At 36.9% G+C, this 22,918-nt stretch carries 28 protein-coding genes; 22 read left to right on the top strand and 6 right to left on the bottom strand.

The window, feature by feature from the left end:
* Positions 1 to 63 precede the first annotated feature (63 nt).
* From SM124_RS15205 to SM124_RS15185, 5 genes are all read left to right on the top strand, one after another.
* A complete protein-coding gene (locus SM124_RS15205; RefSeq protein WP_322447369.1) occupies positions 64 to 729 on the top strand; it encodes a DUF421 domain-containing protein in 666 nt (221 codons plus the stop codon).
* 413 nt (positions 730 to 1,142) lie between these two features.
* Positions 1,143 to 1,283: a hypothetical protein gene (locus tag SM124_RS15200; RefSeq protein WP_322447368.1), complete on the top strand. Its 141-nt coding sequence runs from the start codon at positions 1,143 to 1,145 to the stop codon at positions 1,281 to 1,283.
* 143 nt (positions 1,284 to 1,426) lie between these two features.
* On the top strand, positions 1,427 to 1,948 hold the full coding sequence (locus SM124_RS15195; protein ID WP_322447367.1) for a sigma-70 family RNA polymerase sigma factor: 522 nt from the start codon (positions 1,427 to 1,429) through the stop codon (positions 1,946 to 1,948).
* Between the two features lie 3 nt (positions 1,949 to 1,951).
* Positions 1,952 to 2,866, top strand: coding sequence for a hypothetical protein (locus SM124_RS15190; RefSeq protein ID WP_322447366.1), 915 nt, complete (start codon positions 1,952 to 1,954; stop codon positions 2,864 to 2,866).
* A 183-nt stretch (positions 2,867 to 3,049) separates the two neighbouring features.
* Positions 3,050 to 3,667 carry a CPBP family intramembrane glutamic endopeptidase gene (locus SM124_RS15185; RefSeq protein ID WP_322447365.1) on the top strand — a complete coding sequence of 206 codons (618 nt, stop codon included), beginning with the start codon at positions 3,050 to 3,052 and terminating at the stop codon, positions 3,665 to 3,667.
* A gap of 120 nt (positions 3,668 to 3,787) precedes the next feature.
* Here SM124_RS15185 and SM124_RS15180 read toward each other — a convergent pair whose 3' ends face one another.
* Positions 3,788 to 4,174, bottom strand: coding sequence for a RidA family protein (locus SM124_RS15180; protein ID WP_322447364.1), 387 nt, complete (start codon positions 4,172 to 4,174; stop codon positions 3,788 to 3,790).
* Positions 4,175 to 4,271: 97 nt separating this feature from the next.
* Positions 4,272 to 4,385, bottom strand: a complete 114-nt coding sequence (locus SM124_RS15175; RefSeq protein WP_322447363.1) for a DUF3896 family protein — start codon at positions 4,383 to 4,385, stop codon at positions 4,272 to 4,274.
* A gap of 512 nt (positions 4,386 to 4,897) precedes the next feature.
* On the opposite strand from SM124_RS15175, the gene SM124_RS15170 reads away from it, so the two are divergent.
* From SM124_RS15170 to SM124_RS15155, 4 genes are all read left to right on the top strand, one after another.
* Positions 4,898 to 5,365 carry a GNAT family N-acetyltransferase gene (locus SM124_RS15170; protein WP_322447362.1) on the top strand — a complete coding sequence of 156 codons (468 nt, stop codon included), beginning with the start codon at positions 4,898 to 4,900 and terminating at the stop codon, positions 5,363 to 5,365.
* 81 nt (positions 5,366 to 5,446) lie between these two features.
* Positions 5,447 to 6,082 (top strand): hypothetical protein, encoded by a 636-nt coding sequence (locus tag SM124_RS15165; RefSeq protein ID WP_322447361.1) that lies wholly within the window; start codon positions 5,447 to 5,449, stop codon positions 6,080 to 6,082.
* Positions 6,079 to 6,774: a Type 1 glutamine amidotransferase-like domain-containing protein gene (locus tag SM124_RS15160; RefSeq protein ID WP_322447360.1), complete on the top strand. Its 696-nt coding sequence runs from the start codon at positions 6,079 to 6,081 to the stop codon at positions 6,772 to 6,774. Before SM124_RS15165 ends, SM124_RS15160 begins: the two co-directional genes overlap by 4 nt.
* Before the next feature lie 124 nt (positions 6,775 to 6,898).
* Complete coding sequence (locus tag SM124_RS15155; protein ID WP_322447359.1) at positions 6,899 to 7,090, top strand: hypothetical protein; 192 nt, start codon at positions 6,899 to 6,901, stop codon at positions 7,088 to 7,090.
* A 90-nt stretch (positions 7,091 to 7,180) separates the two neighbouring features.
* Here SM124_RS15155 and SM124_RS15150 read toward each other — a convergent pair whose 3' ends face one another.
* Positions 7,181 to 8,029 carry an LVIVD repeat-containing protein gene (locus tag SM124_RS15150; protein ID WP_322447358.1) on the bottom strand — a complete coding sequence of 283 codons (849 nt, stop codon included), beginning with the start codon at positions 8,027 to 8,029 and terminating at the stop codon, positions 7,181 to 7,183.
* A gap of 203 nt (positions 8,030 to 8,232) precedes the next feature.
* Between SM124_RS15150 and SM124_RS15145 the strand changes: the two genes are divergently transcribed.
* Together SM124_RS15145 and SM124_RS15140 are read left to right on the top strand one after the other, a co-directional pair.
* Entirely contained in the window at positions 8,233 to 8,751 is a 519-nt protein-coding gene (locus SM124_RS15145; protein ID WP_322447357.1) for a GNAT family N-acetyltransferase, read from the top strand.
* A 13-nt stretch (positions 8,752 to 8,764) separates the two neighbouring features.
* Positions 8,765 to 9,298 carry a DJ-1/PfpI family protein gene (locus SM124_RS15140; RefSeq protein WP_322447356.1) on the top strand — a complete coding sequence of 178 codons (534 nt, stop codon included), beginning with the start codon at positions 8,765 to 8,767 and terminating at the stop codon, positions 9,296 to 9,298.
* Positions 9,299 to 9,323: 25 nt separating this feature from the next.
* Here the strand turns inward: SM124_RS15140 and SM124_RS15135 are convergent, their stop codons facing one another.
* Positions 9,324 to 9,992 carry an SOS response-associated peptidase gene (locus SM124_RS15135; RefSeq protein WP_322447355.1) on the bottom strand — a complete coding sequence of 223 codons (669 nt, stop codon included), beginning with the start codon at positions 9,990 to 9,992 and terminating at the stop codon, positions 9,324 to 9,326.
* A 164-nt stretch (positions 9,993 to 10,156) separates the two neighbouring features.
* Between SM124_RS15135 and SM124_RS15130 the strand changes: the two genes are divergently transcribed.
* From SM124_RS15130 to SM124_RS15090, 9 genes are all read left to right on the top strand, one after another.
* Positions 10,157 to 10,294 carry a hypothetical protein gene (locus SM124_RS15130; protein WP_322447354.1) on the top strand — a complete coding sequence of 46 codons (138 nt, stop codon included), beginning with the start codon at positions 10,157 to 10,159 and terminating at the stop codon, positions 10,292 to 10,294.
* 123 nt (positions 10,295 to 10,417) lie between these two features.
* Positions 10,418 to 11,416 carry a PP2C family protein-serine/threonine phosphatase gene (locus SM124_RS15125; RefSeq protein ID WP_322447353.1) on the top strand — a complete coding sequence of 333 codons (999 nt, stop codon included), beginning with the start codon at positions 10,418 to 10,420 and terminating at the stop codon, positions 11,414 to 11,416.
* On the top strand, positions 11,406 to 12,728 hold the full coding sequence (locus SM124_RS15120; protein ID WP_322447352.1) for a trypsin-like peptidase domain-containing protein: 1,323 nt from the start codon (positions 11,406 to 11,408) through the stop codon (positions 12,726 to 12,728). The genes SM124_RS15125 and SM124_RS15120 overlap by 11 nt, the downstream gene beginning before the upstream one ends.
* Complete coding sequence (locus SM124_RS15115; RefSeq protein WP_322447351.1) at positions 12,728 to 13,465, top strand: PP2C family protein-serine/threonine phosphatase; 738 nt, start codon at positions 12,728 to 12,730, stop codon at positions 13,463 to 13,465. The genes SM124_RS15120 and SM124_RS15115 overlap by 1 nt, the downstream gene beginning before the upstream one ends.
* 35 nt (positions 13,466 to 13,500) lie before the next feature.
* The gene (locus SM124_RS15110; protein WP_322447350.1) at positions 13,501 to 14,301 is read left to right on the top strand and encodes an FHA domain-containing protein; all 801 of its coding nucleotides are present in this window, start codon (positions 13,501 to 13,503) and stop codon (positions 14,299 to 14,301) included.
* Positions 14,302 to 14,341: 40 nt separating this feature from the next.
* Positions 14,342 to 15,376 (top strand): serine/threonine protein kinase, encoded by a 1,035-nt coding sequence (locus SM124_RS15105; protein WP_322447349.1) that lies wholly within the window; start codon positions 14,342 to 14,344, stop codon positions 15,374 to 15,376.
* Positions 15,377 to 15,397: 21 nt separating this feature from the next.
* Positions 15,398 to 16,012 (top strand): FHA domain-containing protein, encoded by a 615-nt coding sequence (locus SM124_RS15100; RefSeq protein WP_322447412.1) that lies wholly within the window; start codon positions 15,398 to 15,400, stop codon positions 16,010 to 16,012.
* 6 nt (positions 16,013 to 16,018) lie between these two features.
* On the top strand, positions 16,019 to 17,197 hold the full coding sequence (locus SM124_RS15095; RefSeq protein ID WP_322447348.1) for a hypothetical protein: 1,179 nt from the start codon (positions 16,019 to 16,021) through the stop codon (positions 17,195 to 17,197).
* Positions 17,198 to 17,227: 30 nt separating this feature from the next.
* Complete coding sequence (locus SM124_RS15090) at positions 17,228 to 19,741, top strand: protein kinase domain-containing protein (protein WP_322447347.1); 2,514 nt, start codon at positions 17,228 to 17,230, stop codon at positions 19,739 to 19,741.
* A 198-nt stretch (positions 19,742 to 19,939) separates the two neighbouring features.
* Here SM124_RS15090 and SM124_RS15085 read toward each other — a convergent pair whose 3' ends face one another.
* On the bottom strand, positions 19,940 to 20,209 hold the full coding sequence (locus tag SM124_RS15085) for a hypothetical protein (RefSeq protein WP_322447346.1): 270 nt from the start codon (positions 20,207 to 20,209) through the stop codon (positions 19,940 to 19,942).
* Positions 20,210 to 20,362: 153 nt separating this feature from the next.
* Between SM124_RS15085 and SM124_RS15080 the strand changes: the two genes are divergently transcribed.
* On the top strand, positions 20,363 to 20,521 hold the full coding sequence (locus tag SM124_RS15080) for a hypothetical protein (protein ID WP_322447345.1): 159 nt from the start codon (positions 20,363 to 20,365) through the stop codon (positions 20,519 to 20,521).
* Between the two features lie 146 nt (positions 20,522 to 20,667).
* Here SM124_RS15080 and SM124_RS15075 read toward each other — a convergent pair whose 3' ends face one another.
* Positions 20,668 to 20,949, bottom strand: coding sequence for a phage holin family protein (locus SM124_RS15075; protein WP_322447344.1), 282 nt, complete (start codon positions 20,947 to 20,949; stop codon positions 20,668 to 20,670).
* 204 nt (positions 20,950 to 21,153) lie between these two features.
* On the opposite strand from SM124_RS15075, the gene SM124_RS15070 reads away from it, so the two are divergent.
* A complete protein-coding gene (locus SM124_RS15070) occupies positions 21,154 to 22,893 on the top strand; it encodes a carbon starvation CstA family protein (protein ID WP_322447343.1) in 1,740 nt (579 codons plus the stop codon).
* Positions 22,894 to 22,918: the final 25 nt, after the last annotated feature.

Here is a 22,918-nt window from a genome sequence, read left to right as displayed (position 1 = left end):
AAACAGGTTAGAAGAAACGTAATTGGGAATTATATGCTTATTATTGCTGAGGGTGTGACAACTATGATTTTAATACTCAAGATATTCACCTTATATCTAACCACCATTGCTGTTATGAGACTAATGGGGAAGTCCACCATCATTCAAATGACTCCCTACGATTTGGTTGCTATTATTATCGTTGGAACGGTAGCATCCGAACCACTGATAAGTACCGAATTTTTACCCACCGTGTACGCATTAGTCATTCTAGTTGTGTTACATATTCTATTTTCTAAGCTCACTCTTTGGCAATGGGGGAATCGGTTCTTTTTAGGTGAACCAACCATTCTGATTAAGGATGGAAAAATTATTGAAGATAATATGGAAAATTCAAGATTATCCATTGCCCAGCTTTTATCCATTCTTAGAAGTAAAGGATATCCAAAATTAGATGATGTAGAGTATGCTATTTTAGAACCCATTGGTGAAGTAAGTATTATTCCTAAACCTGAAAATACTCCTGTAACCGTAAAACATCTTGAAATATCTATAGAAGATGAAGGTTTACCCATATCTGTCATTATTGATGGAAGAATTCAAAAGAAAAATCTTAAGTTTCTAGGGAAATCAAAGGGTTGGCTATTAGCACAATTAGAAAAACATAATTTAAAAACAAAAGATATCCTGTATGCCTATATAAATGAAAAAACTAAGAAACTTAATATTGAAAAACGAACGAATGGCTAGTATTGAGAGGAAATTTGTAAAGAAGCAATTTTTTAGGGATATGTAGATTATGTAAATTATGGTAGAATGTGCATGGAGGGAGACCAGCTCTTGATCTCCCCAAATGATGGATTAAGGTCTCCAAGGGTATAAGTACGGATGTATTCCATAATGGTGATGATGCAAGGGTTGTGGTGTAGAATGCCAGTGATAAAGATGGTGTCCATGCTGATGCCAGGGGTTTGAGTGATGATACCCCCAAGGGTGATAGTGCTGATGCTGTCCATGCCAATAAGCATAAGGATACATTCTATAATCTTCCTTTCCATTCAGGATAATACCATTCTATTGAGGGGAACATCTAGTGGAGCTTTTCCTATTGAAATTAATAAAACTGTATTAGGCTATAAAACTATTTTGGAGGAGGCTTAACCATGGATTTATCTAATGAAATCAAAAGGATTATGAACAAATATCCTACTTTAAGTGCCATAGCTCTCACTATTTTCATTTGGTACGGATCTTTTTATCTAGGAAACCATGTGGGAGAATTTTTAGGGAATTTAAAAGATTAACCTCCGAAAAGTATTCCCCCTCTAGGGTTCCTCGTTATTGCCTCAGGATTCTTATCCTTCATCAAATATTTTTTTCCTTTTTTGCAACCTTTTTTCAAAATGGTCGTCTATACATAAACCAAAAAATGAGGGGAGGTGTATTTGTGGTTGAGCCCCACAAAATATTCAACAAAGACAAAGCGTTAGAATATTTGCTAGAACAGTATGGTGACAGTGTTAAGAAGCTAGCTTATACATACGTCAAGGATTGGTCATTAGCTGAAGACATTGCACAGGAAGTTTTCCTTACAAGTTATAGAAATTGGGATTCTTTTAGGGGAGAGTGCTCCTATAAAACCTGGCTATTTAAGATAACGGTTAATAAATGTAAAGATACATATAAAACAAAATGGTTTAATGTTCAACACTTATTTGAAACACTTAGTTTCAAGTTAAAATCAACGTCCTCAACGGAGCAGGAAGTTATTTTAAAAAGTGAATCTAGAGAGCTATCAGAACATGTTCTCCAATTACCAATAAAATACCGTGAAATCATCATTCTATTTTATTATGAAGAATTGAAAATTAAGGAGATTCAAGAGCTTACTGGATTGAAAGTAGATACGATTAAATCAAGACTTAAGCGTGGAAAAGAGAAACTACGTCAAATGTATCGGGGTGAATAAAAATTGGAAGAGAAGCTTAATAAATTAAGAGAGAGCATGAATCGAACGGTTTTAAAGAATGGAAGCATGACAATAAATGAAAAACAGAGAATCTTACTAAAAGCTCAGCAAGAGGACGGTCCAAAGGAATCCTTTATGGGACCGGTACTAACTTTTATCTTTTCTTTATCCTTCTTGATTTTTATTAGCCTATTTATCTATAACCAAGTGTTTGATAAAGGAGAGTTTATTATGTTAAGTATAAATCATATGTTTTTATGGTTGATGTTCATAGTATTTGTTGTCGTGGGAACTATATTTTTATTTTTACAAAGAGAAAATAAGTATTTTAAGCAGTACTTTGTTGCTATACCTACTCTATCCATTATCGGGGTAATATTATTGCTCAATCAATCAGATGACTCTGTGGCAATGGTTTCAAACAATGCAGCTGCACCTAACAAAGAAGTGAATGAAAAACAAACATCTGCAGTCGAAATGAAGGAAGAAGAGAATTTACCACTTAATCAGAAGATTCATAGAACTCTTAACGAGAAACTTTATGCCATGACGGACGTTAATGAAAAAAGAGTGGAAGAAATTATAGTAAGTAAGGATGAAAAAGAAGTACAGCTCTTACTCGGAGCAGATAGCATGGGACATATGGAAGATATTAGAACGAAATTAGGTAAAAGCAGTAGCAAAGCTTTAAGAGTTGTATTTGATAATAAGCAAGTAGATAAGGCTAGTTTTGAGTGGCAAGTAAAGCACTATGTAGGTGAATTTAGGGAAGCTAAAGAATTTTACGAAGTAGGTTTATCCTATGAGTTAACTAGAGCCGATTATGAAAAAATTAACTGGGATGATTTTAGCCTAGCAGAGATAGAGAAAGTGGCTACAAAATATGAAATCCAGCCGTTTCTATTAGAGAATAATTAGTTCAAAGTGTAATTGTATAATTAGCCAATGAATGTGCATACGTGGGTTGATGAGCAACGTTGTGATTTAATACGTTGCTCTCTTCTATTTATGAAAATAAAATCCGAAAAAAGATGGAATTATGAAACTATTAAAATATTCAATCGTAAATAAGTGAATAACTTTATTATAGAGGTACATAAATTGAGTAAAACGATGACTGATAAAAACAAAAAAATAAAAGAATTTAGTTTAAAAGAAGCTACACCAATTATTGGGTTGTTTTCATTAATTCTCTCCGTTTTAATACTTGCACTTACTATGGCAGGGAAATTACCTTTTGAACTATATTTATCTTTCAAAGACCCTATTAAACTTTTCGTAAGCTCATTGATTGCTTTTCTTGGGTTAATGACATTAGGGATCGTATTGACGTTAATAACTCCTGCACATCTCATTGATGACACCAATAAATCGTTACATAATGAATCATTATTCTCTATTATCATCGGAATGTTTATTTATGTTTTATTTGAGGAATTATTGTACAGGGGTTTAATTCAAAACTTTATATTACTAACTCTGAACAATGAGTGGATTGCCATTCTTGCCACAACATTCATTTTTGTTATGGCCCATACACGATATTTTAAGAAACCAATCATGTTATTAAACATTATCCTTCCAGGTTTCATATTTTGTTGGATCTATAATTATACAAATAACCTTTTAGTTCCTATCACCATTCATTTTCTTACAAATGTAGGAATGACATTATTGTTTAAGTATAAACTCTTAAAAATTAGAGGGAATGTTAGTTAAGTTTTCAAGATGGAATTAAAGGAAGCTGACGAATGTAAGTGAAGCCCAAATACCAAAAGGACTTGGGCTTTATGAATTTGCAGTAAGTGGTACTCCGAAAGCTAAACTTATGGAGTTGAACTATCTTGCTGCCCAAGCCTCAACTTCTACTTTAATATCAGGGCGAGCTAGGGCGGAAGCGTAAGCTAAAGTGGTTGCAGGTGGGGATTGGTTATGGAACGAGCTCCAGATTTCAGTGTATACTTCCCTATTAATAGGCTCAGTTAACCAAATATTTATTTTAAAAACACTGTTTGTTTCCATACCTTCACTTTGTAGTATTAACTTGATATTTTCAATTGCATTGGCAAATTGTGATTCGATATCTGACGGCAAAACACCGTCTATGTTATTTCCGATCTGACCAGATAGAACAACGAGCTCTGCGTCTCTAGGAATGACAGATACATGTGAGTATTGAGCGATAGGTGGTGCAACATTAGTTGGGTTTGATTTTCTAATTTTCATAGAATCCTCCGTTTAAGTTACTAACTTTATAATATATGATTGTTCTGAATTGTCAAAACGTGGATAAAAAAAAAGCGAAACTAGGTCGCTTCTGGTTTTATTGCTCAGAACCCCGCTCGAAGTGGTTCATGTCTGTTAATTCAATAATATACTCATAGTTCATAATAGTATTTTTTATGTTATCTTTTTCTTCTAGGGATAATAAATACATATTATTTAAGGATAAATGGTGGTCAAATGAAGAAAGTAAGCGTTATTTCTCTAATTGTTTTGATTGTTCTTATGACAATTCCATTAATAATTTATGAAAATTTAAATGTGGAATTTTCCTTTTACTTCATTGTTGGGTTTATTATCCTTCTCCTATTTTCCTTTCTATACTTCGTCATATTGATGTTTATAAACAGTAGACGCATATCTAAGAAGGAGTTAGTGGAGAGGGCTATAAAATTTATCTTCCTTTTCATTCTGTTTAGTGTAGTTAGTTACTTTCTAAATTCTATTTTTAAACCAGAGGATTTAAGTGTTTATAACTTTGGCATTCCTTTAGGGCTAGCTCTAGGATTAAGTTTTTTTGACTTGATTTATAGAAATAACGAGAAATAGACTTTTTGACGGTATTAGGATAATTTGGTATTATATTCAAAAAACTCTGAAGAGAAGATTGAACACTCTCGCCTCAAGATTTTTGTAGGTGGGAGTTTTTTGTAGGGGGAAACATTTGTGAATATTAGGCTTGCAACGATAGAAGATTATGCTTATGTGAATGAAATTGTTAAAGAAGGTCACGATGAACATGCAGAAGCACTTCCACATATTTTTCAAAAAGTAGTCCCAGTAATGCCTATTTCATATTTTAAAGAGCTATTAGATGAGAAGGATTGTGATATTTTAATAGCTGTAGAGGAAGGGGAGATTGTCGGATTTGCTGTTATGGAGTTAAAACAGTCACCACCCTTTGATTCAATGACACCTAGAATATATGCATATATGAGTGACTTTGGGGTGAAAAGTAATAGTCAAAGAAAAGGGATTGGGACAAAACTATTTCAAGCTTGTGTGGATTGGTCAAAGGATAAAGGGGCTACCTCACTTGATTTAAATGTATGGGAATTTAATAATAGAGCGATTTCTTTTTATGAAAGTTTTGGGTTGGAGACCGTTAGTAGGAAGATGAGTCTAACTATTTAGACTAAAACGGTGAACAGAATCTTAAATTGCCCATCCTATTTCTGTTAAAATATAGAAAAACATAAAAGGAGGAGTTCTCTCATGAAACGATTGCCGTTTGAACCACCTACGAAACATTATGACACTAGTATACAACATATTGATGAGCAGCTTTGCAATTTACTAAATAAGCGCAAGGAACAATCTAATGATCCGGGTTTTCCACCTCTTGAGAAAATTGTGGAATGGTCTATGAAATATAACTTATACGAAGATTTTCTCTCTTCTTTTTTTGGTTCCTTACTATTGGAAGAGGAATTTCGACCTCGGATTGAGCCGGAAGGATTTTTAAAGCATGTTCCAGTGTTAAAGTCAGTAGAAGTGGGAGAAAATCTATACACGATTACTTTTATTCGTCAATTCGAAAATGCTAGTGTAGTTCATCTGACAATGGATTGGTACGAACCAGATGATTCTAGACATTTACGTCCTCGACGTGTACGTGACCATGCATTTTTACAATTAGAAATTGATGAGAAATATGATTGTCGAACTACTGGTGGTGGAGGATCTACTGGACATATGACTTATGATTTTGTTGTTTCACCTCCTTTACCAGATGATGTTAGTGGGCTGATACTTACGTTTAAAGAATACAGTACCCCTTTCAAAAATAAACCGACGGGTATGGAAATTGTTATAAGTATAAGTGAAGATAACTCGAGGGAAAGGTCATGAAACAAATTATTGCTCTAGGAGGTGGAGGTTTCTCAATGGAACCGGAGAACCCTTTATTGGATCAATATATATTAAAACAAGCATATACAACTTCACCAAAAATCTGTTTTATTCCTACAGCTAGCGGTGATTCGGAAAACTACATAAACCGATTTTATCATTTTTTTAATGCGCAAAACTGTACACCATCACATCTATCCTTGTTTAAACCACCAACGAGAGATTTAGAAAGTTTTATTTTAGATAAAGACATCCTTTATGTTGGTGGTGGGAACACGAAGAATCTGCTGGCTCTTTGGAAGGAATGGGGACTAGATTTAATCATTGAAAAAGCGTGGAACGAAGGAATCATTCTTGCCGGAATTAGTGCTGGTTCTATTTGTTGGTTTCAAGAAGGGGTAACGGATTCTTTTGGAGACGGTCTAGCACCTATCAAATGCTTAGGCTTCTTAAAAGGTAGTAACTGTCCTCATTACGATGGTGAATCAGATAGAAGGACAGCCTTTCACCGTTTAGTTCGTTCTGGTTGTATACATTCAGGGATAGCTGCAGATGACGGAGTAGCCATTCATTACAAGAATGATGAGATTCATAGAATCATCTCGTCTAGACCGAACGCCAAGGCTTATCATGTCACAAATAATAACGATGAGTTAACCGAATCTGTACTTCAAACAGACTATTTAGGTTGAAATCTGGTTTGAACAGCGAGTAATTGAGTGTAAGAATATAATAATTATGAATATGATGGTACTACAGGAACCTTATATACAATTTATAGAAGAATATTAATATATAGAGTGAAGAGGTGGAGTATTGCTAATCGTATGGGGAATAGTCATGGTTTGTGTGGCTGGTCTTTTGGTTTTCGGTAAATATTTAGATTCAAAGACTGACCGTTACCGTCAAATGAGTGATAAAAAAGTGAAGGAAGAAATTGAATCTGTTAAAGACCGCACTTCAAAAGAAAGCTATCCTACAAATATCAATAATCATGGACCGTTTTAAATTTTAGTAAAGGTAACAAAATCCCTTATCATCACAACATGTGTGATAAGGGATTTTTCATTTTAATCAGAAATGGGACAAGATTTACATTTAATCCAAAAATGGTACAACAATCAACCCGAAAGGATTACTTAAATTGCTGGTATTAAATTCTCCTAAATGGACAGGGGCAATAGGATTAGCAATATTAAAAATCTCAACATTACTTCCAATGATGTTTGCTACATATAGTGTATCATCAGCTATGGCTAATTCAGTAGGACCGTTCAAGAATCCAGAACCAAACCTGTTTAGAAAAATGGGAGCTAGTGGGTTTGAGATATCATATATAGAGATTGTGTTAGCAAGGCTGAATTGAAAATTTGCTACATACAAAATATTACCTGTTACGGCAAGTCCAATAGGATTACTTAATTCCGATGCATTTCCAAACTGTCCTAGGCGAACGGGGGATTGGGGTTCAGATATATCATAGATTTCAATGGTGGCATCACCGGAATTCGAAACATAAAGAAGATTACCGATAATAACAAATCCATTTGGACCACTGACTTCACCTTCGCCAAATTGACCTACTCGCTCAGGAACTAGAGGTTCAGTAATATCATAAATTTCAATCGTAAAATCTATCAGATTGGTTACATAAAGAGTATTTTCTGCAATTGCTAATGCGTTAGGGTTAGTTAAATCACCTGTACCAAACTCCCCTACACGCACCGGAGCAAGTGGGTTGGAAATATTAAATATTTCAATGTTGGATGAACCTGCATTCGCCACATAAAGTAGGTTGCCCGTAATAGCTAAACCTGACGGTGCACCTAATTCGTTTACCCCAAACTCTCCAATTCGCACGGGAGAGTCTAGATTAAAAATATTATAGATCTCTACAGTTGAATCACCAATATTCGTCACATAAAGTAATCTAGGTTGTAACCCCAAATCATATCACCCTTTTCCCTGATTTGTTCCTATCCTATTCAACGGAATGACAAATTGTATAGGGCTTAACCTATGAAGAGGATTTTAATGATACTTCTTACCTCATTTTCTGTTTACAACCCAAACTTTCCACGAATTTCCTTAACTAGTATAATAATAGATAGTTTTATAGTAAGTACTAACTTTAAAGGATGAAAATTTATATGATCTCCATAGATAACTTAACAATCAGAGCTATGAACCAAAATGACTTTCCGTTGATGGCAAAATGGTTGAGTCATCCTGAAGTATTAAAGTTTTATGAGGAATCACCCTATAATCTAGAACAAGTATTTTTAAAATACGGGCCGAGAGTTGAAGGTAAACATTATGTCAAACCATGTATAGTTGAATATAAACTTCTACCCATTGGCTATATACAGTACTATCCTGTGCAGGATTCTGAACTTAAAGCCTATGCTATGAGGGAAAATGGAGTAATATTTGGTATCGATCAATTTATTGGTGAACCTGAAATGTGGGGTAAGGGAATCGGAACTTCTATGGTTTCTCTGATGTTAAAGTATTTAAGCCAAGTAAATGAAGAAGTGAAGGTAGTTCTAGACGTAAAGAAAAATAACATAAGAGCCATCGCTTGCTATAAAAAGTGTGGATTTAGGATTGTGAAAGTTTTAGAAGATGAAAAGTGGTTAATGGAGTGGAAAAAGTCGACTGTTAGTTAAAGGAGGATTCTATTTGAAAAAAACAGCTGTTTTATTATTTCCCCTATTTAGTGAATATGAAATAAGTGTAGCATTGTCTATTTTAATGCAAGGAAACAAACCTGTTGTAACGGTTGGAATGTCGAAGGGGCCTATTAAGGGAGAGGCTAGCCTATCTTGTGTGGCTGATTTAACGATAGATGAGATAAATTTTAATGAGATTGATAGTCTTTTAATCCCAGGTTGTATGGATATTAGCACCATCATGAACGAGGAAAAACTGATTCATTTTATAAAAGAAATTGCTTCTGAAAATAGAGTAATTGCAAGTATCTCTAGTTCACCATTATTATTAGCAAAAGCAGGTGTGTTAAAAGGGAAAAAGTTCACGGTTGGACTAACGGAAGAGTTCATGATCGAAACCGGAAGTTTTGAGATGGAGAACTTATCAAAAGAGCTCGTTGTTCGTGACGGAAACCTTCTTACTGCTAGAGGGAGAGGGTTTATCGACTTTGGCGTTACGTTTGGCCATATGCTCCATTTAAATTTTGATAAAGCCTGGTATTAGTACATATGGGGGCACCCACCCCCAACTATATACTATTTAATGGAGAAACCAATTCAATTAAGTCATTTTTTGGACTGTTAACTAGGGAAGAGACAGGATATTTCTCCATTTCATCTGCAGAATAGGGTACGAGTAAGGATTTTAGTCGATTACTATCACTAAAATGCGGATTCATCCACGTATCATAATCTTCTTCCTTTAGAATGACAGGCATCCTATCATGTACATCTTCAGTCACTTCGTTTGGAATGGTAGTGATAATTGTACAAGAGGTAATGAGCTGTCCGTTCTTTTTCCATATATCATACAATCCAGCAAATGCAAAAGGCTTTTGATTTTTCATGACAAATCGGTATGGCTGTTTTCCTTCAGTTGTCTTTTTCCATTCATAAAACCCATCAGTCAGGATTAAACATCTTTTATTTCTAAAGGAGTGCTTAAAGGAAGGCTTAGTATCAATCCCTTCACTACGAGCATTAATCATTTTATATCCTACTTTTGGATCCTCTGCCCAAAATGGTACAAGTCCCCATTTCAACATACTTCCTTTTCTTCTTTCTCCATTTGAACCTACCGCTAGTACATATTGACTAGGCGCAATATTGTATCTTGGGAAAATATCGTCTGTATACTCAAATAAAAACTGTTGCTGTAACACTTGAATATTCTCGGTTAATGTAAACCTTCCACACATGGTCCTCACCTCATTTTTGTCCATTTTAGCATAATGGCCAGATAATATAAGAATTAGGGATGCATATCTAGTCCATTATTCTTATTTTTTTCACTAGTACAAGATATATATTTATGCAATTGGTCATACATTTTGCTTATAAATCTACTTTTAGGAGGCTATAGATGGAAGAGGTTTTTATAAATATTCTACGTTTTTTAATATTTTTGTCATTAGTGCTAACGACCGTTGAGCTTTATCAGAAACATAGACAGAAGAAAAAGAATGTAAGTGAGGATTGTTCATCTAATAAAAACAATTAAATATAGTTGCTCCACCCTTTTTCCTCTACTCAACTACTTTTATTAAAACTCTTTTTTATCCACACTGTATCAGTATTTGACTCTTTATCCAAGCGGGTATTAACGCTTCTGTGAGGTGTTGTCATGCACATTATACCAGATAATGCTCAGCATATAGGAGCAAGAGAGAGACAAGAAGATTCCTTTGGTTTCTCTTCATTTGACAACGAAGAACTTGTGAAAAATCGAGGTTGCCTAGCTGTTATTGCAGATGGCATGGGAGGAATGTCTTCAGGACGCGAAGCTAGCAACACAGCCGTTCAATCATTTTTACATTATTATCAAGATTTAATGAATGGGGGGGATTTCCCTACTGTATTAAGAGAGTCGCTCTTGTACGCAAACCAAAAAGTTTGTCAGTATGCTAAAGAAAATGACCTCGTCAATCAAGTGGGGACTACTCTGATAGCAGCAGCAATAAAAGATGATCATTTATATTGGATTTCCGCTGGGGATAGCCGAATTTACTTATTTCGTGACCATCAGCTAATCCAACTAACTCAGGACCATGTATATGAAAAGATTTTACTTGAAGAAGCAGCGAGTGGAAGAATGTCGATGGAAGAGGTGAAGAATCATCCCCAGAAGGAAGCATTAACAAGTTTTCTAGGATTAGAGGAATTGAAAAAAATCGATGGGAATGTAAAACCATTTCCACTTGAGCCAGGTGACAGGATTCTTCTATGTACGGATGGTTTATTTGGTTTTTTATCAGAAGAAGAGATAACCAATACTTTAATGGGTCATATTGAGTGGGCCTCTCAGGAACTTGTGAACCGAGTTGTCGGAAAAAGTCACCCATACCAAGATAATGTAACCGTCGCTATTTTAAACTATAGAAGGGAAGTGTCACATCCTACTACACAAGTCTATAAAGAGGAAGTAAAGCCAACGGTCCGGCAACATAAAAAAACTAGAAGGTACTTACCAATCTTACTATCTATGATTCTAATCATTGCGTTAGGTGGTGGTGGGTATTTCGGTTATGTGTATTTAGTTAAGACAGAAAAATATAAAGAAGGAATCAATACAGTACTAGACTTTTTTAATCCTAAAAATAAGGAGAAAGAAGGTGAAAAATAAGATGAAAATGAAGCGGTGGTTTCTACTTATTTGGACTGGAATCCTGCTTTTATTAAGTGTTGGACCTGTAGTAACGATGGCAAAAGACGTGGAGGAAATGCAATCAAGTACCGTTCTTGTCATTTGTGGTGACATAAATGCTGGACAGTTTGGGATGGGGACTGGTTTTGTTATCGGTGATTCAGCTCATGTGGCAACCAATCATCATGTTATCGCATGTGCAGAACAAGGGCAACCTGTAAGTATTTTTCTAGATTCTAACAATATTATTCCCGCAGCTGTTATTTGGTCTTCACCTGTAAAAGACTTAGCCGTTTTACAGACGGAAGTGAACTTACAGAGGCCATCTGTTGTTTTTACGAAGGCGAAGGATGTAAAAGTATCTGACCAAGTATATGTAATGGGTTTCCCAGGTGCCGCACTTGATCAGCGATTAATTGATCCTTCAACCATTAGTACCGTTAAGGTAGCGAAAGGAATTATTAGTGCAAAGGTTCAATCAAAGGACGGGGTCGCTCTATACCAAACCGATGCACCGATTAATCCAGGGAATTCTGGTGGTCCATTGTTTACAGAAAGTGGTGCTGTTATCGGAATTAACAGTGCTGCCTCACTTGTGGCAGGAGTCACGCTAGATTCAGAGGGACAGCAAAAAGTAGACCGAATTCGACTAGGTGATAATATTGGTTGGTCGATTCAAGCAGAGGAATTATTGGTAGAACTGGATCAATTGGGGATTCCTTATAAAGTAGAAGGGCGAAAGGAAATCTCGAACGGTTCATCTGGCCTTGGAACCGTAACCTTTGTATTAGTTGTGATAGCTGTGTTACTCGCACTCACAGCGGTTATCTTATCATTAACGAAAAAAGGCCGTGTCATCGTTAAAGAGGTCAGTAGACGAGTTCTACCGGGAGCTGGTCCTCAGCAAGCAAAAGTGAATACTGTTCCACAATCGGGTACAGTTGCTCAACAAACTACTCCAAATCAAGGACATATTCCTTATTTAATCGGTATGAATGGGCAATATAGCGGTCAAAAAATTCGACTAGGTCAGCCTATAACGATGGGAAGAAACCCTGCACAAAGTCAGCTTGTCCTTTCATCTAATGACGTAAGTGGAAGTCATTGTTTAATAGAGTTTGACCCAACGCAGAGACTGTTTTTTATTACGGATTTACAGTCAACAAATGGAACCTTTATGGGGACTGGGCAAAGACTTACACCAAATCGTAAACACCCTCTTCAATCAGGGCAAACCTTTTATCTAGTCAATCAAGGGATCTCCTTTGGGGTTCGATTGGAGAATCAGTGATGTCAATCGTTTGGTCATCTATATCTAGAGCTGGAGGAAGAAGAACGAACGAGGATTATTGTTCAGCGGCATCTATTGGGGATTCCCATATTTGGACGGTAGCTGACGGAATGGGAGGGCATCATGGCGGGGAAGTGGCGTCACAATTAGCTGTTGAGAGTATGCTTCATTATTTTTCACAAAAGCCAGAGGTAAATCATGAGAATCTCCAGGCTTGCTTACAATTTGCTAATCATCAAATGTTAACAACGCAAGCAAGCCAGGCCCATTTGAGTAAAATGCAAACGACGGTTGTGACAGTAATGGCTGATAGGAGTAATACAGCCATTGCACACCTTGGTGATTCAAGATGTTATCTCTTTCAGCATGGAAAAATCATCTGGCAAACAAAAGACCATAGTGTTGTTCAAAAGTTAGTCAATCAAGGTGAAATTGAGGAAAAGGAAATGAGGAATCATGAGGACCGGAACAAAGTACTAAAGTCACTTGGTAAAGATCAACACATGAACCCTTCTATTCATCTATTGAATCGTCCACTGGCGGAGGGTGATGGGATTCTTCTATGCACAGATGGGTTCTGGGAGTATGTACTGGAAGCAGAAATGGAAGTGGATTATTTTAAAGCAAGAACACCAGAAGATTGGCTTAAAATGATGGAAAATCGATTAAGAACTAGAGTGGAAAAGAATCATGACAATTATACGGCTATAGCTGTAATCGTGGACGGTCATTTTTAAAACATAATAGAAATCCATTTCAGTGAGTGAGGGGAATGATGATGGATTATTACGCAGAATTTTTATTTCTCATGTTGTTTATGTTTGCTTTTTCTATTTTGTTCTATATTATTTATGTTTTTTGTATGTTCCGACTTGGACGTAAATTTGGGATAGGTAGTTTCTGGGGTTACGCGGTACCAATTTACAATCTATATTTGATTAATCAATGCGCAGGACTTCCAACCAATTATTTATTTTTACTTCTAATCCCTGGTGTAGGTCCACTCATATGGGGGACGATGGCCTACGGAAAAATTGCGGAACGTCTAGGAAAGGACTATTGGATTTTTGGACTCGGAACCGCACTCGTTGGAATTCCTTTTTTTATCATGGCTTTTGATAAATCCATGCCTGTGAACAGTGGGATAAATCAAGTCCCTTTACCTCCAAATCCCGGGCCTAACCTAGCCGTTACTCCACCCTTATCAACAGTACCGGACCCTAGATTTACCGGTTCGACCGCATTCTTAGTAGGGAGTTCTGGAATGTATCAAGGAGCTGTTATTCCTATTCCGGCAGAGGGAGTCGTCATTGGAAGAGATCCTCAGATAGCAAACATTATTATTAGTGAAGAAAGTGTATCAAAGTCCCATGTTCGAATTTCTCTTCACCCTCAAAGCTTTGATACGGTCATTGTGGAGGATTTAGGATCTACTCATGGAACGTACTATCTTGAAGGCCCTCACTTACAATGGTCTAAGATTCAAGGACCAAAACCATTTTCATCCCTTACTCCAGCTCAACTTCGAATTGGGTCAACAGAAGAAATTTTCGAAATAAAGTTTGTGATGTAAGCCTATGTATCAGGATTTATGCATGGGATGTTTTCAAAAAATGAATGGTGGAATCCATTGTGCCACTTGTGGTTGGAAGCGGAATCGAGAAAAAAACAATGCTACCACTCTACCGATGGGAACGGTTGTGCTGCAACGTTATTTAATTGGAAGAGTGCTAGGTCAAGGCGGATTTGGGATCACTTATGCGGCAATGGATTTACACGAGAATAGAAGAGTTGCGTTGAAGGAATATTATCCGATTGATATTGCCTCGCGAAGTCATAACTTAGATGTAGTACCTATTAGTGAGGAATATGTGTCCGTCTTTGAATACGGAATCCAACGATTTCTTGAAGAAGCACAGGCGCTTTCAAGGTTTAGTCGACATCCTGGTATTGTAGCTGTCTATAACTTCTTCTACAGTCATCAAACTGCCTATATGTCTATGCAATTTTTAGAAGGTAGTACTTGGATGAAAAAGATTGAGGACAGTGGAGGGAGGATGAGTGTAACTGAGGCTATGAATATATTATTGCCCGCTCTAGATGCCCTTCAGGCGGTGCATGAGGTAGGGATGCTCCATCGCGATATTAGTCCGGATAATATTATCATTCTGCCAAATAAACAAGTAAAGCTAATTGATTTTGGTGCAGCAAGATATGCAATGAAACAGCAAAATCAGGAGTTTTCAATTGTTTTCAAACCGGGTTACACTCCTGAGGAACAGTATCGAAGTCGAGGGAACCGAGGCCCGTGGAGTGATTTGTATTCTATCGCCGCCACCTTTTACCGTGCGATAACAGGGAAAATCCCTTTAGATGCCATGAATCGATTAGGAAACGATACGCTCTTACCACCTTCGAAAAATGGAGTGAGAATTTCCTCTGGAATGGAACAGGCAATTATGAAGGCTTTAGCTGTTAAAGGAGAGAATCGTTACCAATCTGTTCTTGAATTTAAACATGCTCTTTTACAAGGAAATAGTGCACCGGTAGAAATCGTGCCAGAGAATAAAACGTTGGTTTGGATTGGTTTATTAGGTGCTGTGTTTGTACTATTCGTTTTGATGTTCTTGTTTTTATTACTACTATAAAGGGGGAACAGGTTTGTGAGTATGGTTCAATGTGCAAATGGACATTTTTATAATTCAGCTGGTGGTAGTTGCCCTCATTGTCAGGGACAGGGTCAAGGTGCATCACCTATGCAAGGAAGAACGATGCCCATCACTCCACCTCGAGTGGATTCTTGGCAAAATGGAGGGGGAAACCATAGCCCAACACCTAAAGTTCAACCTCCTAATCCAAGCCCAGCATTTGATGTAACAGGTGGGCAACCTAGGCATCAACCTTCCGATGAAGGGAAAACGATTAGTTTCTATAATAAACAAAATGGGATTGACCCTGTAGTTGGCTGGTTAGTTTGTGTTGATGGGAAAGATAAAGGTCAAGATTACCGAATCCATTCGGAAAGAAATACAATCGGCCGTTCAGATAGCAATGATATTTATGTAAAAGGCGACCAAACGATTTCAAGAGATAATCATGCAACCATCGTTTTTGATCCAAAAAGAAAAGAATTTCGTCTGTTAGCAGGTGGAGGAAGAGGATTAGTGTATGTGAATAGTGATGTCGTTGATTACACAATTACTTTAAAGGAAGGGGATTTAATTGAACTAGGTGATACAAAACTCATGTTTGTTCCATTCTGCGGACCTAAGTTTGAATGGTAGCAGGTGATGAAACATCTAAGTGTACTCAGACTCTATTTTCCTATCATTCTATTTTTATTTCTAATCGATCCAACAGGGGTATTGGCCAACAGTGCCCCTGTTCATCAACCTGAACCAAATGGAACGCTTACACCACTCAGCAATCATTCCATTATGGTCAAAGAAGAAAAACTTCAATTTATTTTAAGGGAAGATAAAAGTGAAGCAAATGTAACAGTTAAATACGCCTTTTACAATCCAACAGAACATAAAGAAGAAATTGTGCTGGCCTTCCCTTATACACCGTCAAAATATAAAGAAATCCCAAAGTTACTCGTGAATGGAAAGCTTTATCAAGAAAAAGATATTTCTATCTATGAAAAAAGAGAAGAATATGAAAGCTTCTTAGATTGGTTTGACTCAACTTCATTTCTCTATGTTGATCCTATTACAGGGCAAATGTTGGAGGATTGGGATGCTTATGATGTCATTGAAGAAGCACAAATCGTTACGTTTCAGGTTAATTTTCCTCCTAAGGAAGAAGTGACGATACAACTCGAGTATACCCAGGAGGCGGGAATAGATAAAGAATCTTATATTAATCCGGTTTATCTCTATCAGTACTTGCTACAACCTGCTTCTGCATGGAAAGAGTTTCATCATTTAGAGGTGTTAATGGTTGTTCCAAAGGGTCAATACTTTGGTGCTAATTTACCAATCTCTTTGTATCAAGGTAGTTTGGAATCATTTGAATTATTACCTGGTGAGATTTTGAATAACGAACAAGCTTGGGATGTATATATAGGGGTTTTTGATACACTGCCTTCCGCTAACTTAGCTTTTTCAACCATAAGTACTAAGGGGACTGCTTTTGGAATCATGAATAAAGGTATATATGATTTGTTGGGAATGATTTTATTATGGGGTACTTCCACCATGCTCGTTTTTTTAATGGCTCGACTTTTCAATCGGTCTACGAAATGGTGGGTAAAGTGGGTGATAGGACCTGTCCTTTCATTCGGTCTTGTCAATATTTTGGTATTTATCATTTATGGAATGTTTATAGAAATCGTACCATCCGCTACAAATGGGGATTGGGTCGGTGGGTACAGCTTTATCTTTGTAGCCTTCTTACTCATTATTTATAATGGTTTAATCTATTTTCCTATTTTATTTTTTGTTAGTAAGAGGCGAAAGAAACTGTAATAAAAGGGGTGAAACAAATTGGAGGCCAATATGAACAGGTGTATGGGTTGTATGAATCCAAGAGGAAGTGAAGAAACTTGTTTGCAGTGTGGTTGGACAGAGGGTAAACTTCCAGATTCCCCTCAACATTTAGTACCTGGGACGATTTTACATGAGAAATATTTAGTTGGTAGAGTGCTTGGTCAAGGCGGTTTTGGAATTACTTACTTAGGCTGGGATTTGCAATTAGATATGAAACTGGCCATTAAGGAATACATGCCCCGAGATTTCGCAACTAGAAATAGTGGAGAAGCCGAAGTGACTTTTTTTACGGGGAATGTAAAAACCCATTTTGTAAATGGGATGAATAAGTTTTTAGAAGAAGCGAAAATCCTTGCCAAATATAACAATCACCCGGGCATTGTATCTGTCCGAGACTTTTTTAAGGAAAATGGTACAGCTTATTTGGTTATGTATTACTTAGATGGTATTGATTTAAAGAAGTATCTAGACCAGTATGGTGGGAGTCTTTCCTATGAACAAGGTCTTGCCATTATGCTTCCGGTGATGGATGCTTTGGCAACGGTTCATAAAGACGGTATTCTTCACCGTGATATTAGTCCAGACAATATATATATTACGATGAAAGGGGAGGTGAAGCTTCTAGACTTTGGTGCTGCGAGACATGCGATGAATGATTCAAATAAGAGTTTATCGGTAATCCTCAAGCCAGGTTATGCACCGGAAGAACAATATCGTAGTAAAGGAAATCAAGGTCCTTGGACAGATATTTATGGATTGGCGGCTACTTTTTACCGAGTTCTCACGGGAAAAGTCCCTACCGAATCACTTGATCGACTGGAAGAAGACACATTGATTCCACCAAGTAGATTAGGAGTTACGATACCACCCTTTGCTGAAGCAGCCATCATTAAAGCTTTATCTATTCGAGCACAAGATCGATTTCAAAGTATGGAGTCTTTCCAGCAAGCATTATTAGGTCAATTAAATCAAGCAAATCAAATGAGTCATCTGACGCATACCATACCAAATAATCAATCAAACCAAAAAAACCACTCATTCACCCACACAAATTCATCTAATCAATCCTATACCACACCTGTCTCAAATGACGAAGAACGAAAAACAACTCCTCTATATAATCAAAATCAAGTGAATCAAACTTCAAAGAAGAAAAAAACGGGCCTAATCATTGGTCTAATCTCTGGTGGAGTAGCCATCTTACTCTCGATTGTTGTTATGGTTGTCATTTGGTTAATTCCAGACGAAAAGCCTGTAAAACCAGTACCAGGAAATGTAGTCGTAAATAATAATGAAAAGAAAAATGAAATTAATAATGATAAAAAACCTGAAGTCAATCCGTCCGTTCAAGTGGTTGTTCCTAGAATGTATAACCTAACGGAGGAAGAGGCAATCGCTCAATTACAGGCGGCCGGCTTAACGGTGGGTAACGTTGAATACGAGGAAAATTTTATCGCGAAAAAGGGACGTGTTGCTTTTCAATCGGTTATTCCTGACGAGAAAGTAAGTCAGAATAGCCCTATTGATATAAAAATAAGTACCGGTATCGAACTTCCGGTGGATGTTAATACGATTTACGATCAACAAATGGACATTGTCAATCAATATTGGGATGAAGCAGCTTCCTTACTTCAAAACCAACAATTAGAAGAGGCATTAAAAAAATACATTCAAGCAAGAGATATGGCTAGTGAATTATTTAAACATAATCAAAATGAGGATGCTAGATTTGCAGAAGGTTTTATCGCTAATCATATGGCAAAAATCAAGGCTCAGTTAGGCTATCCTTATTATGCCCTCGAGGATAGTTTGGAAAGTGTAGCGATTATTAAAGAAATTAATAATCCAGCTAATCATTTCTATTTAAGTGAGGCCTATGGAAACTTAGCTTGGCACCAACTATTAAACCAATTACCAGCTGAGGCAATTACTTCTTCCCAAGAAGCGATAAAATTGGACCCTGAAAATGAGTTTAACAAAATTAATCTAGCCCATGCACTTTTACTTACTGACCAATTTGGTCCTGCATTTAAACAATATCGTGAAGTGGTAGCTAAAGATGTTGATAACTTCGGAATGGCTAATGTCATTGCAGAGGACCTTGTTGCCTTAGAGAAAGTGGGCTACACCCATCCAGATATGAAGGAAATTAATGAAATTCTTCTTGGGAATATGGCTAAGACCGATGAAGCAGGAATAGAACGTACGATATACTATCAAACCTATTCTGAAATTGGAGAAGATTTAGAAGGCTATATGAGTACGTACTATTTAGATTCTCCTCAATATGCCACGATCAAGCAAAATTATCAGAACTTTTTCGATTCAGCAGAGATTATAAATGTACATGTGGAGAATTATAGCATCGATCAAATTTCTGAAGGAACAGCTTGGGTAACAGTTACAAAGACGTTTACGTATGGAGACAATTCAGAAGAAAAAGTGACCTATGAACTCATATTAATTGCCGTAATGGGCTCAGAGCTTGAATGGGTCATTCAAGAGGTTAGAGTGCAAAATTAAATGATGTATAAAAACAAAAACTGCGCACAACCTATAAAGGTTGTGCGCAAGTAAAGTGGCCCTCATATGTGTCCATTGGTGTGTAGTCATGGAGGAATTACGTGTTGTTAGTCATGGTGTGTCTTTGGGCATATAGGAGGACTACTGTATAAGATATTGTGACCATATACATTAGGTTTATACGGGTGTAAAAAATGATTAAATCTTTTGTTTTTTTAGAACTTTTCTATAACGGCGTTGTGATAACCAAAAAACGGAAGAGATTATTAACGCCCCGAGAGCCAAGGCTGATAAAACACCCCATTCAAATATTGCTGAACGACTCCATAAATAAACAGACGTAATGACATAAAGGAAGATGAACACATATAGCATATTGATTTGTGGAAAGAACACTTGAAAAACAGCTGTTATAATTAACGCATTTAAAAGCAATACAAACATAAAAATTCCAAAATTAATAACCATAAATTCACTTCCTTTTTTTTACGTTAGACAGTATTTTAATTCAAATTAAAATGTGCCTATACACTTAAAAAAATAAGCTATATACACAATATATAAAATGGGAGTGACATTTGTGCCTTTAGTGAAGGCTATAAATAGGAGGTGGTGTATGTAATGCCTAGAGGAAAAGAACTCGAACAGCTACCTATGGCGAATACTCTCCCGGGAATGGGTGACGACCAAAGTAAGATGAATCGTACTAATCTAAATGGAATCCTTCGTGAAGATACTCCTAGACCTGGTGAAATGAACAAACAGAAACAACAAAAATAGGGGGAGCAGCATCCCCCTATAACTATCCTATTCAAGCCTATTTATTTTAAGCCCTTAAAATATTTTTTTCTCGCCTATAAAGCATTATTTCTGTAGGCTAAATAATGCTAATACCAAGCTACTATTTCAAACTAAAAAGTGTCCCCTTACTTCCCGACACCATTTCCATTTCTCTTGCTCCTAATCTCCATTGTCTGCTTAAACATTTGATGACCAAATACGGCAACTCCTGCTGCTATAATGCCATTCACGACCGCCTTAACCGTAAACCCAAATGCAAAAGTACCAAATAGAATAGCAAATATTAATAAGATCCAAATGATGGACCAGCTCGGAATTCGTGGAGTTTGTTTTAATGCGTATCCTAAAACCCATAGGGCAGGGACAAGCATATAGTAATTCTCATTTAAAAATTGCAATAAATCCAAGTTTCTACACCTCCTAAAACAGCTTGTATACCACATCATATGAAAGATTGTGTCTTATTGACTGTTTTTCTGTACTAGCTTGAGGAGAAAGGTAGAAAATTGTTGAAAAGTTTATTGTTATAATTTTTAGAAAATATTGACTTTTAATTTTCACTTTCTTTATGATGAATATGTAGGACTAGATCATAAAGGAGGGAACGCTAGATGAATTCACTTTGGTTAGCAATCATTGGAATGACGGTCTTTGCGATAGGCTACCGCTTTTATTCAAAATGGGTAGCAGAAAAGATTTATCGACTAGACCCTAATTATGTTACCCCTGCCCATCAGTTCAATGATGGAGTGGACTTTGTTCCAACGAAGAAGACGGTACTATGGGGACACCACTTTACTTCTGTTGCGGGTGCAGCCCCCATTGTTGGTCCAGCAATCGCTGTTTATTGGGGATGGCTACCAGCATTTCTATGGGTTATTCTTGGAACGGTCTTTGCTGCTGGAGTTCATGACTTCGGAACATTAGTTTTATCCGTTAGAAACAAAGGTCAATCGGTTGGTACGATCACTAGTAAGCTCATTGGAAAACGAGCAAAAATGATGTTCTTATTTATTATTCTAATTTTAGTATTAATGGTTAACGCTGTATTCGCTTGGGTTATCTCAAACTTATTTATTAAGTTCCCAGCAAGTGTTTTACCAATCTTCATTGAAATTCCACTAGCGATTTGGATAGGATATGCGGTTTATAAAAAGAAAAAATCCATGCTTATACCTTCAGTAATTGCACTTATCGTCATGTACGGAACTGCTGTATTATCCAGTATTTATCCTTCTTTACAAATTGACTTAGTTAAATACTTTGGCGGGGCAGAAAGTACCGTTCTATTCGGACTTGATGGGGTCGCCATGTCGTTCTTTGTATGGATTATCGTCTTGATGGTATACTGCTACATTGCATCCACTCTACCTGTATGGAAACTACTTCAACCCCGTGATTACATTAACTCACATCAATTAGTCGTAGGATTAGTCATTTTATACGCTGGACTTGTGTTTTTACAACCAAAATTAACGGCTCCAGCTACGAATGCTGCAGCTGATGTTTCATGGTTCCCGCTACTGTTCATAACCATTGCGTGCGGTGCCATCTCTGGTTTCCACGGACTCGTATCTTCTGGAACATCTTCTAAGCAGCTGGATAAAGAAACGGATGCACGTTTCGTCGGTTATTTAGGAGCAGTAGGAGAAGGAATTTTAGCATTAGCGGCCATTATTGCCGTTGCTACTGTTTTTGCTACAAAAGGGGAATTTTTAAACGCGTATGAAAGCTTTGCTGCTGCTAGTGCTGGGGGGCTAGGAAACTTTATTAACGGTGCGGCTGCTTTAGCAACGGGAATTTGGATTCCAGCCGATATTGCCAAAACGATCGTATCTGTTATTGTCGTAAGTTTCGCGGCTACTACACTTGATACATCTGTACGTTTAATGCGCTATATCATCGCTGAAATTGGAAGCGAATACAATTTTAAACCACTTACTAAAACACATGTTGCTACATCTGTTGCCGTTGTAGCAAGTGCTGCCCTAGTTTTACTTCCAAAGGGTCCGAACGGTTTCGGTTCAGGTGGATATTTACTATGGCCATTATTCGGTACGAGTAACCAATTATTAGCGGGAGTAAGTTTACTTCTCATTTCCATTTGGTTAAAACGACAAGGACGGAACTATCTCGTCACCTTTATCCCAATGATCTTCGTTTTCTTTATGACTCTATGGGCGATGATTCAGCAAGTAGTGTTTACTTGGTCAGGTTTAGGGACCCAAGATGCAAATATGCTTCTCTTTATTCTTGGGGGCTTAATTTTAATCTTTGTGTTCTGGATCATTTTAGAAGCTATCTCCGCCTTTAATAAAAAAGAACCACCATCCATCACTCACAATATGTAAAGGGAGGGAGACCGGAATGTTTCGG

Source organism: Robertmurraya mangrovi (assembly GCF_034427655.1).
In the GTDB taxonomy this organism is placed as follows: Bacteria; Bacillota; Bacilli; order Bacillales; family Cytobacillaceae; genus Robertmurraya_A; species Robertmurraya_A mangrovi.
Note: the sequence above shows the minus strand (reverse complement) of the source record. Positions and strands in the feature narration are given on the sequence as shown.

Coding starts and splice junctions, on each gene's coding strand:
- SM124_RS15135 (WP_322447355.1), bottom strand. CDS start 9,992: ATGTGTGGAAGGTTTACATTAACCGAGAATATTCAAGTGTTACAGCAA.
- SM124_RS15070 (WP_322447343.1), top strand. CDS start 21,154: ATGAATTCACTTTGGTTAGCAATCATTGGAATGACGGTCTTTGCGATA.
- SM124_RS15080 (WP_322447345.1), top strand. CDS start 20,363: ATGCCTAGAGGAAAAGAACTCGAACAGCTACCTATGGCGAATACTCTC.
- SM124_RS15205 (WP_322447369.1), top strand. CDS start 64: ATGATTTTAATACTCAAGATATTCACCTTATATCTAACCACCATTGCT.
- SM124_RS15090 (WP_322447347.1), top strand. CDS start 17,228: ATGAACAGGTGTATGGGTTGTATGAATCCAAGAGGAAGTGAAGAAACT.
- SM124_RS15100 (WP_322447412.1), top strand. CDS start 15,398: ATGGTTCAATGTGCAAATGGACATTTTTATAATTCAGCTGGTGGTAGT.
- SM124_RS15130 (WP_322447354.1), top strand. CDS start 10,157: ATGGAAGAGGTTTTTATAAATATTCTACGTTTTTTAATATTTTTGTCA.
- SM124_RS15165 (WP_322447361.1), top strand. CDS start 5,447: ATGAAACGATTGCCGTTTGAACCACCTACGAAACATTATGACACTAGT.
- SM124_RS15175 (WP_322447363.1), bottom strand. CDS start 4,385: ATGTATTTATTATCCCTAGAAGAAAAAGATAACATAAAAAATACTATT.
- SM124_RS15110 (WP_322447350.1), top strand. CDS start 13,501: ATGATGATGGATTATTACGCAGAATTTTTATTTCTCATGTTGTTTATG.
- SM124_RS15145 (WP_322447357.1), top strand. CDS start 8,233: ATGATCTCCATAGATAACTTAACAATCAGAGCTATGAACCAAAATGAC.
- SM124_RS15105 (WP_322447349.1), top strand. CDS start 14,342: ATGAATGGTGGAATCCATTGTGCCACTTGTGGTTGGAAGCGGAATCGA.
- SM124_RS15085 (WP_322447346.1), bottom strand. CDS start 20,209: ATGGTTATTAATTTTGGAATTTTTATGTTTGTATTGCTTTTAAATGCG.
- SM124_RS15180 (WP_322447364.1), bottom strand. CDS start 4,174: ATGAAAATTAGAAAATCAAACCCAACTAATGTTGCACCACCTATCGCT.
- SM124_RS15200 (WP_322447368.1), top strand. CDS start 1,143: ATGGATTTATCTAATGAAATCAAAAGGATTATGAACAAATATCCTACT.
- SM124_RS15095 (WP_322447348.1), top strand. CDS start 16,019: ATGAAACATCTAAGTGTACTCAGACTCTATTTTCCTATCATTCTATTT.
- SM124_RS15160 (WP_322447360.1), top strand. CDS start 6,079: ATGAAACAAATTATTGCTCTAGGAGGTGGAGGTTTCTCAATGGAACCG.
- SM124_RS15125 (WP_322447353.1), top strand. CDS start 10,418: ATGCACATTATACCAGATAATGCTCAGCATATAGGAGCAAGAGAGAGA.
- SM124_RS15115 (WP_322447351.1), top strand. CDS start 12,728: ATGTCAATCGTTTGGTCATCTATATCTAGAGCTGGAGGAAGAAGAACG.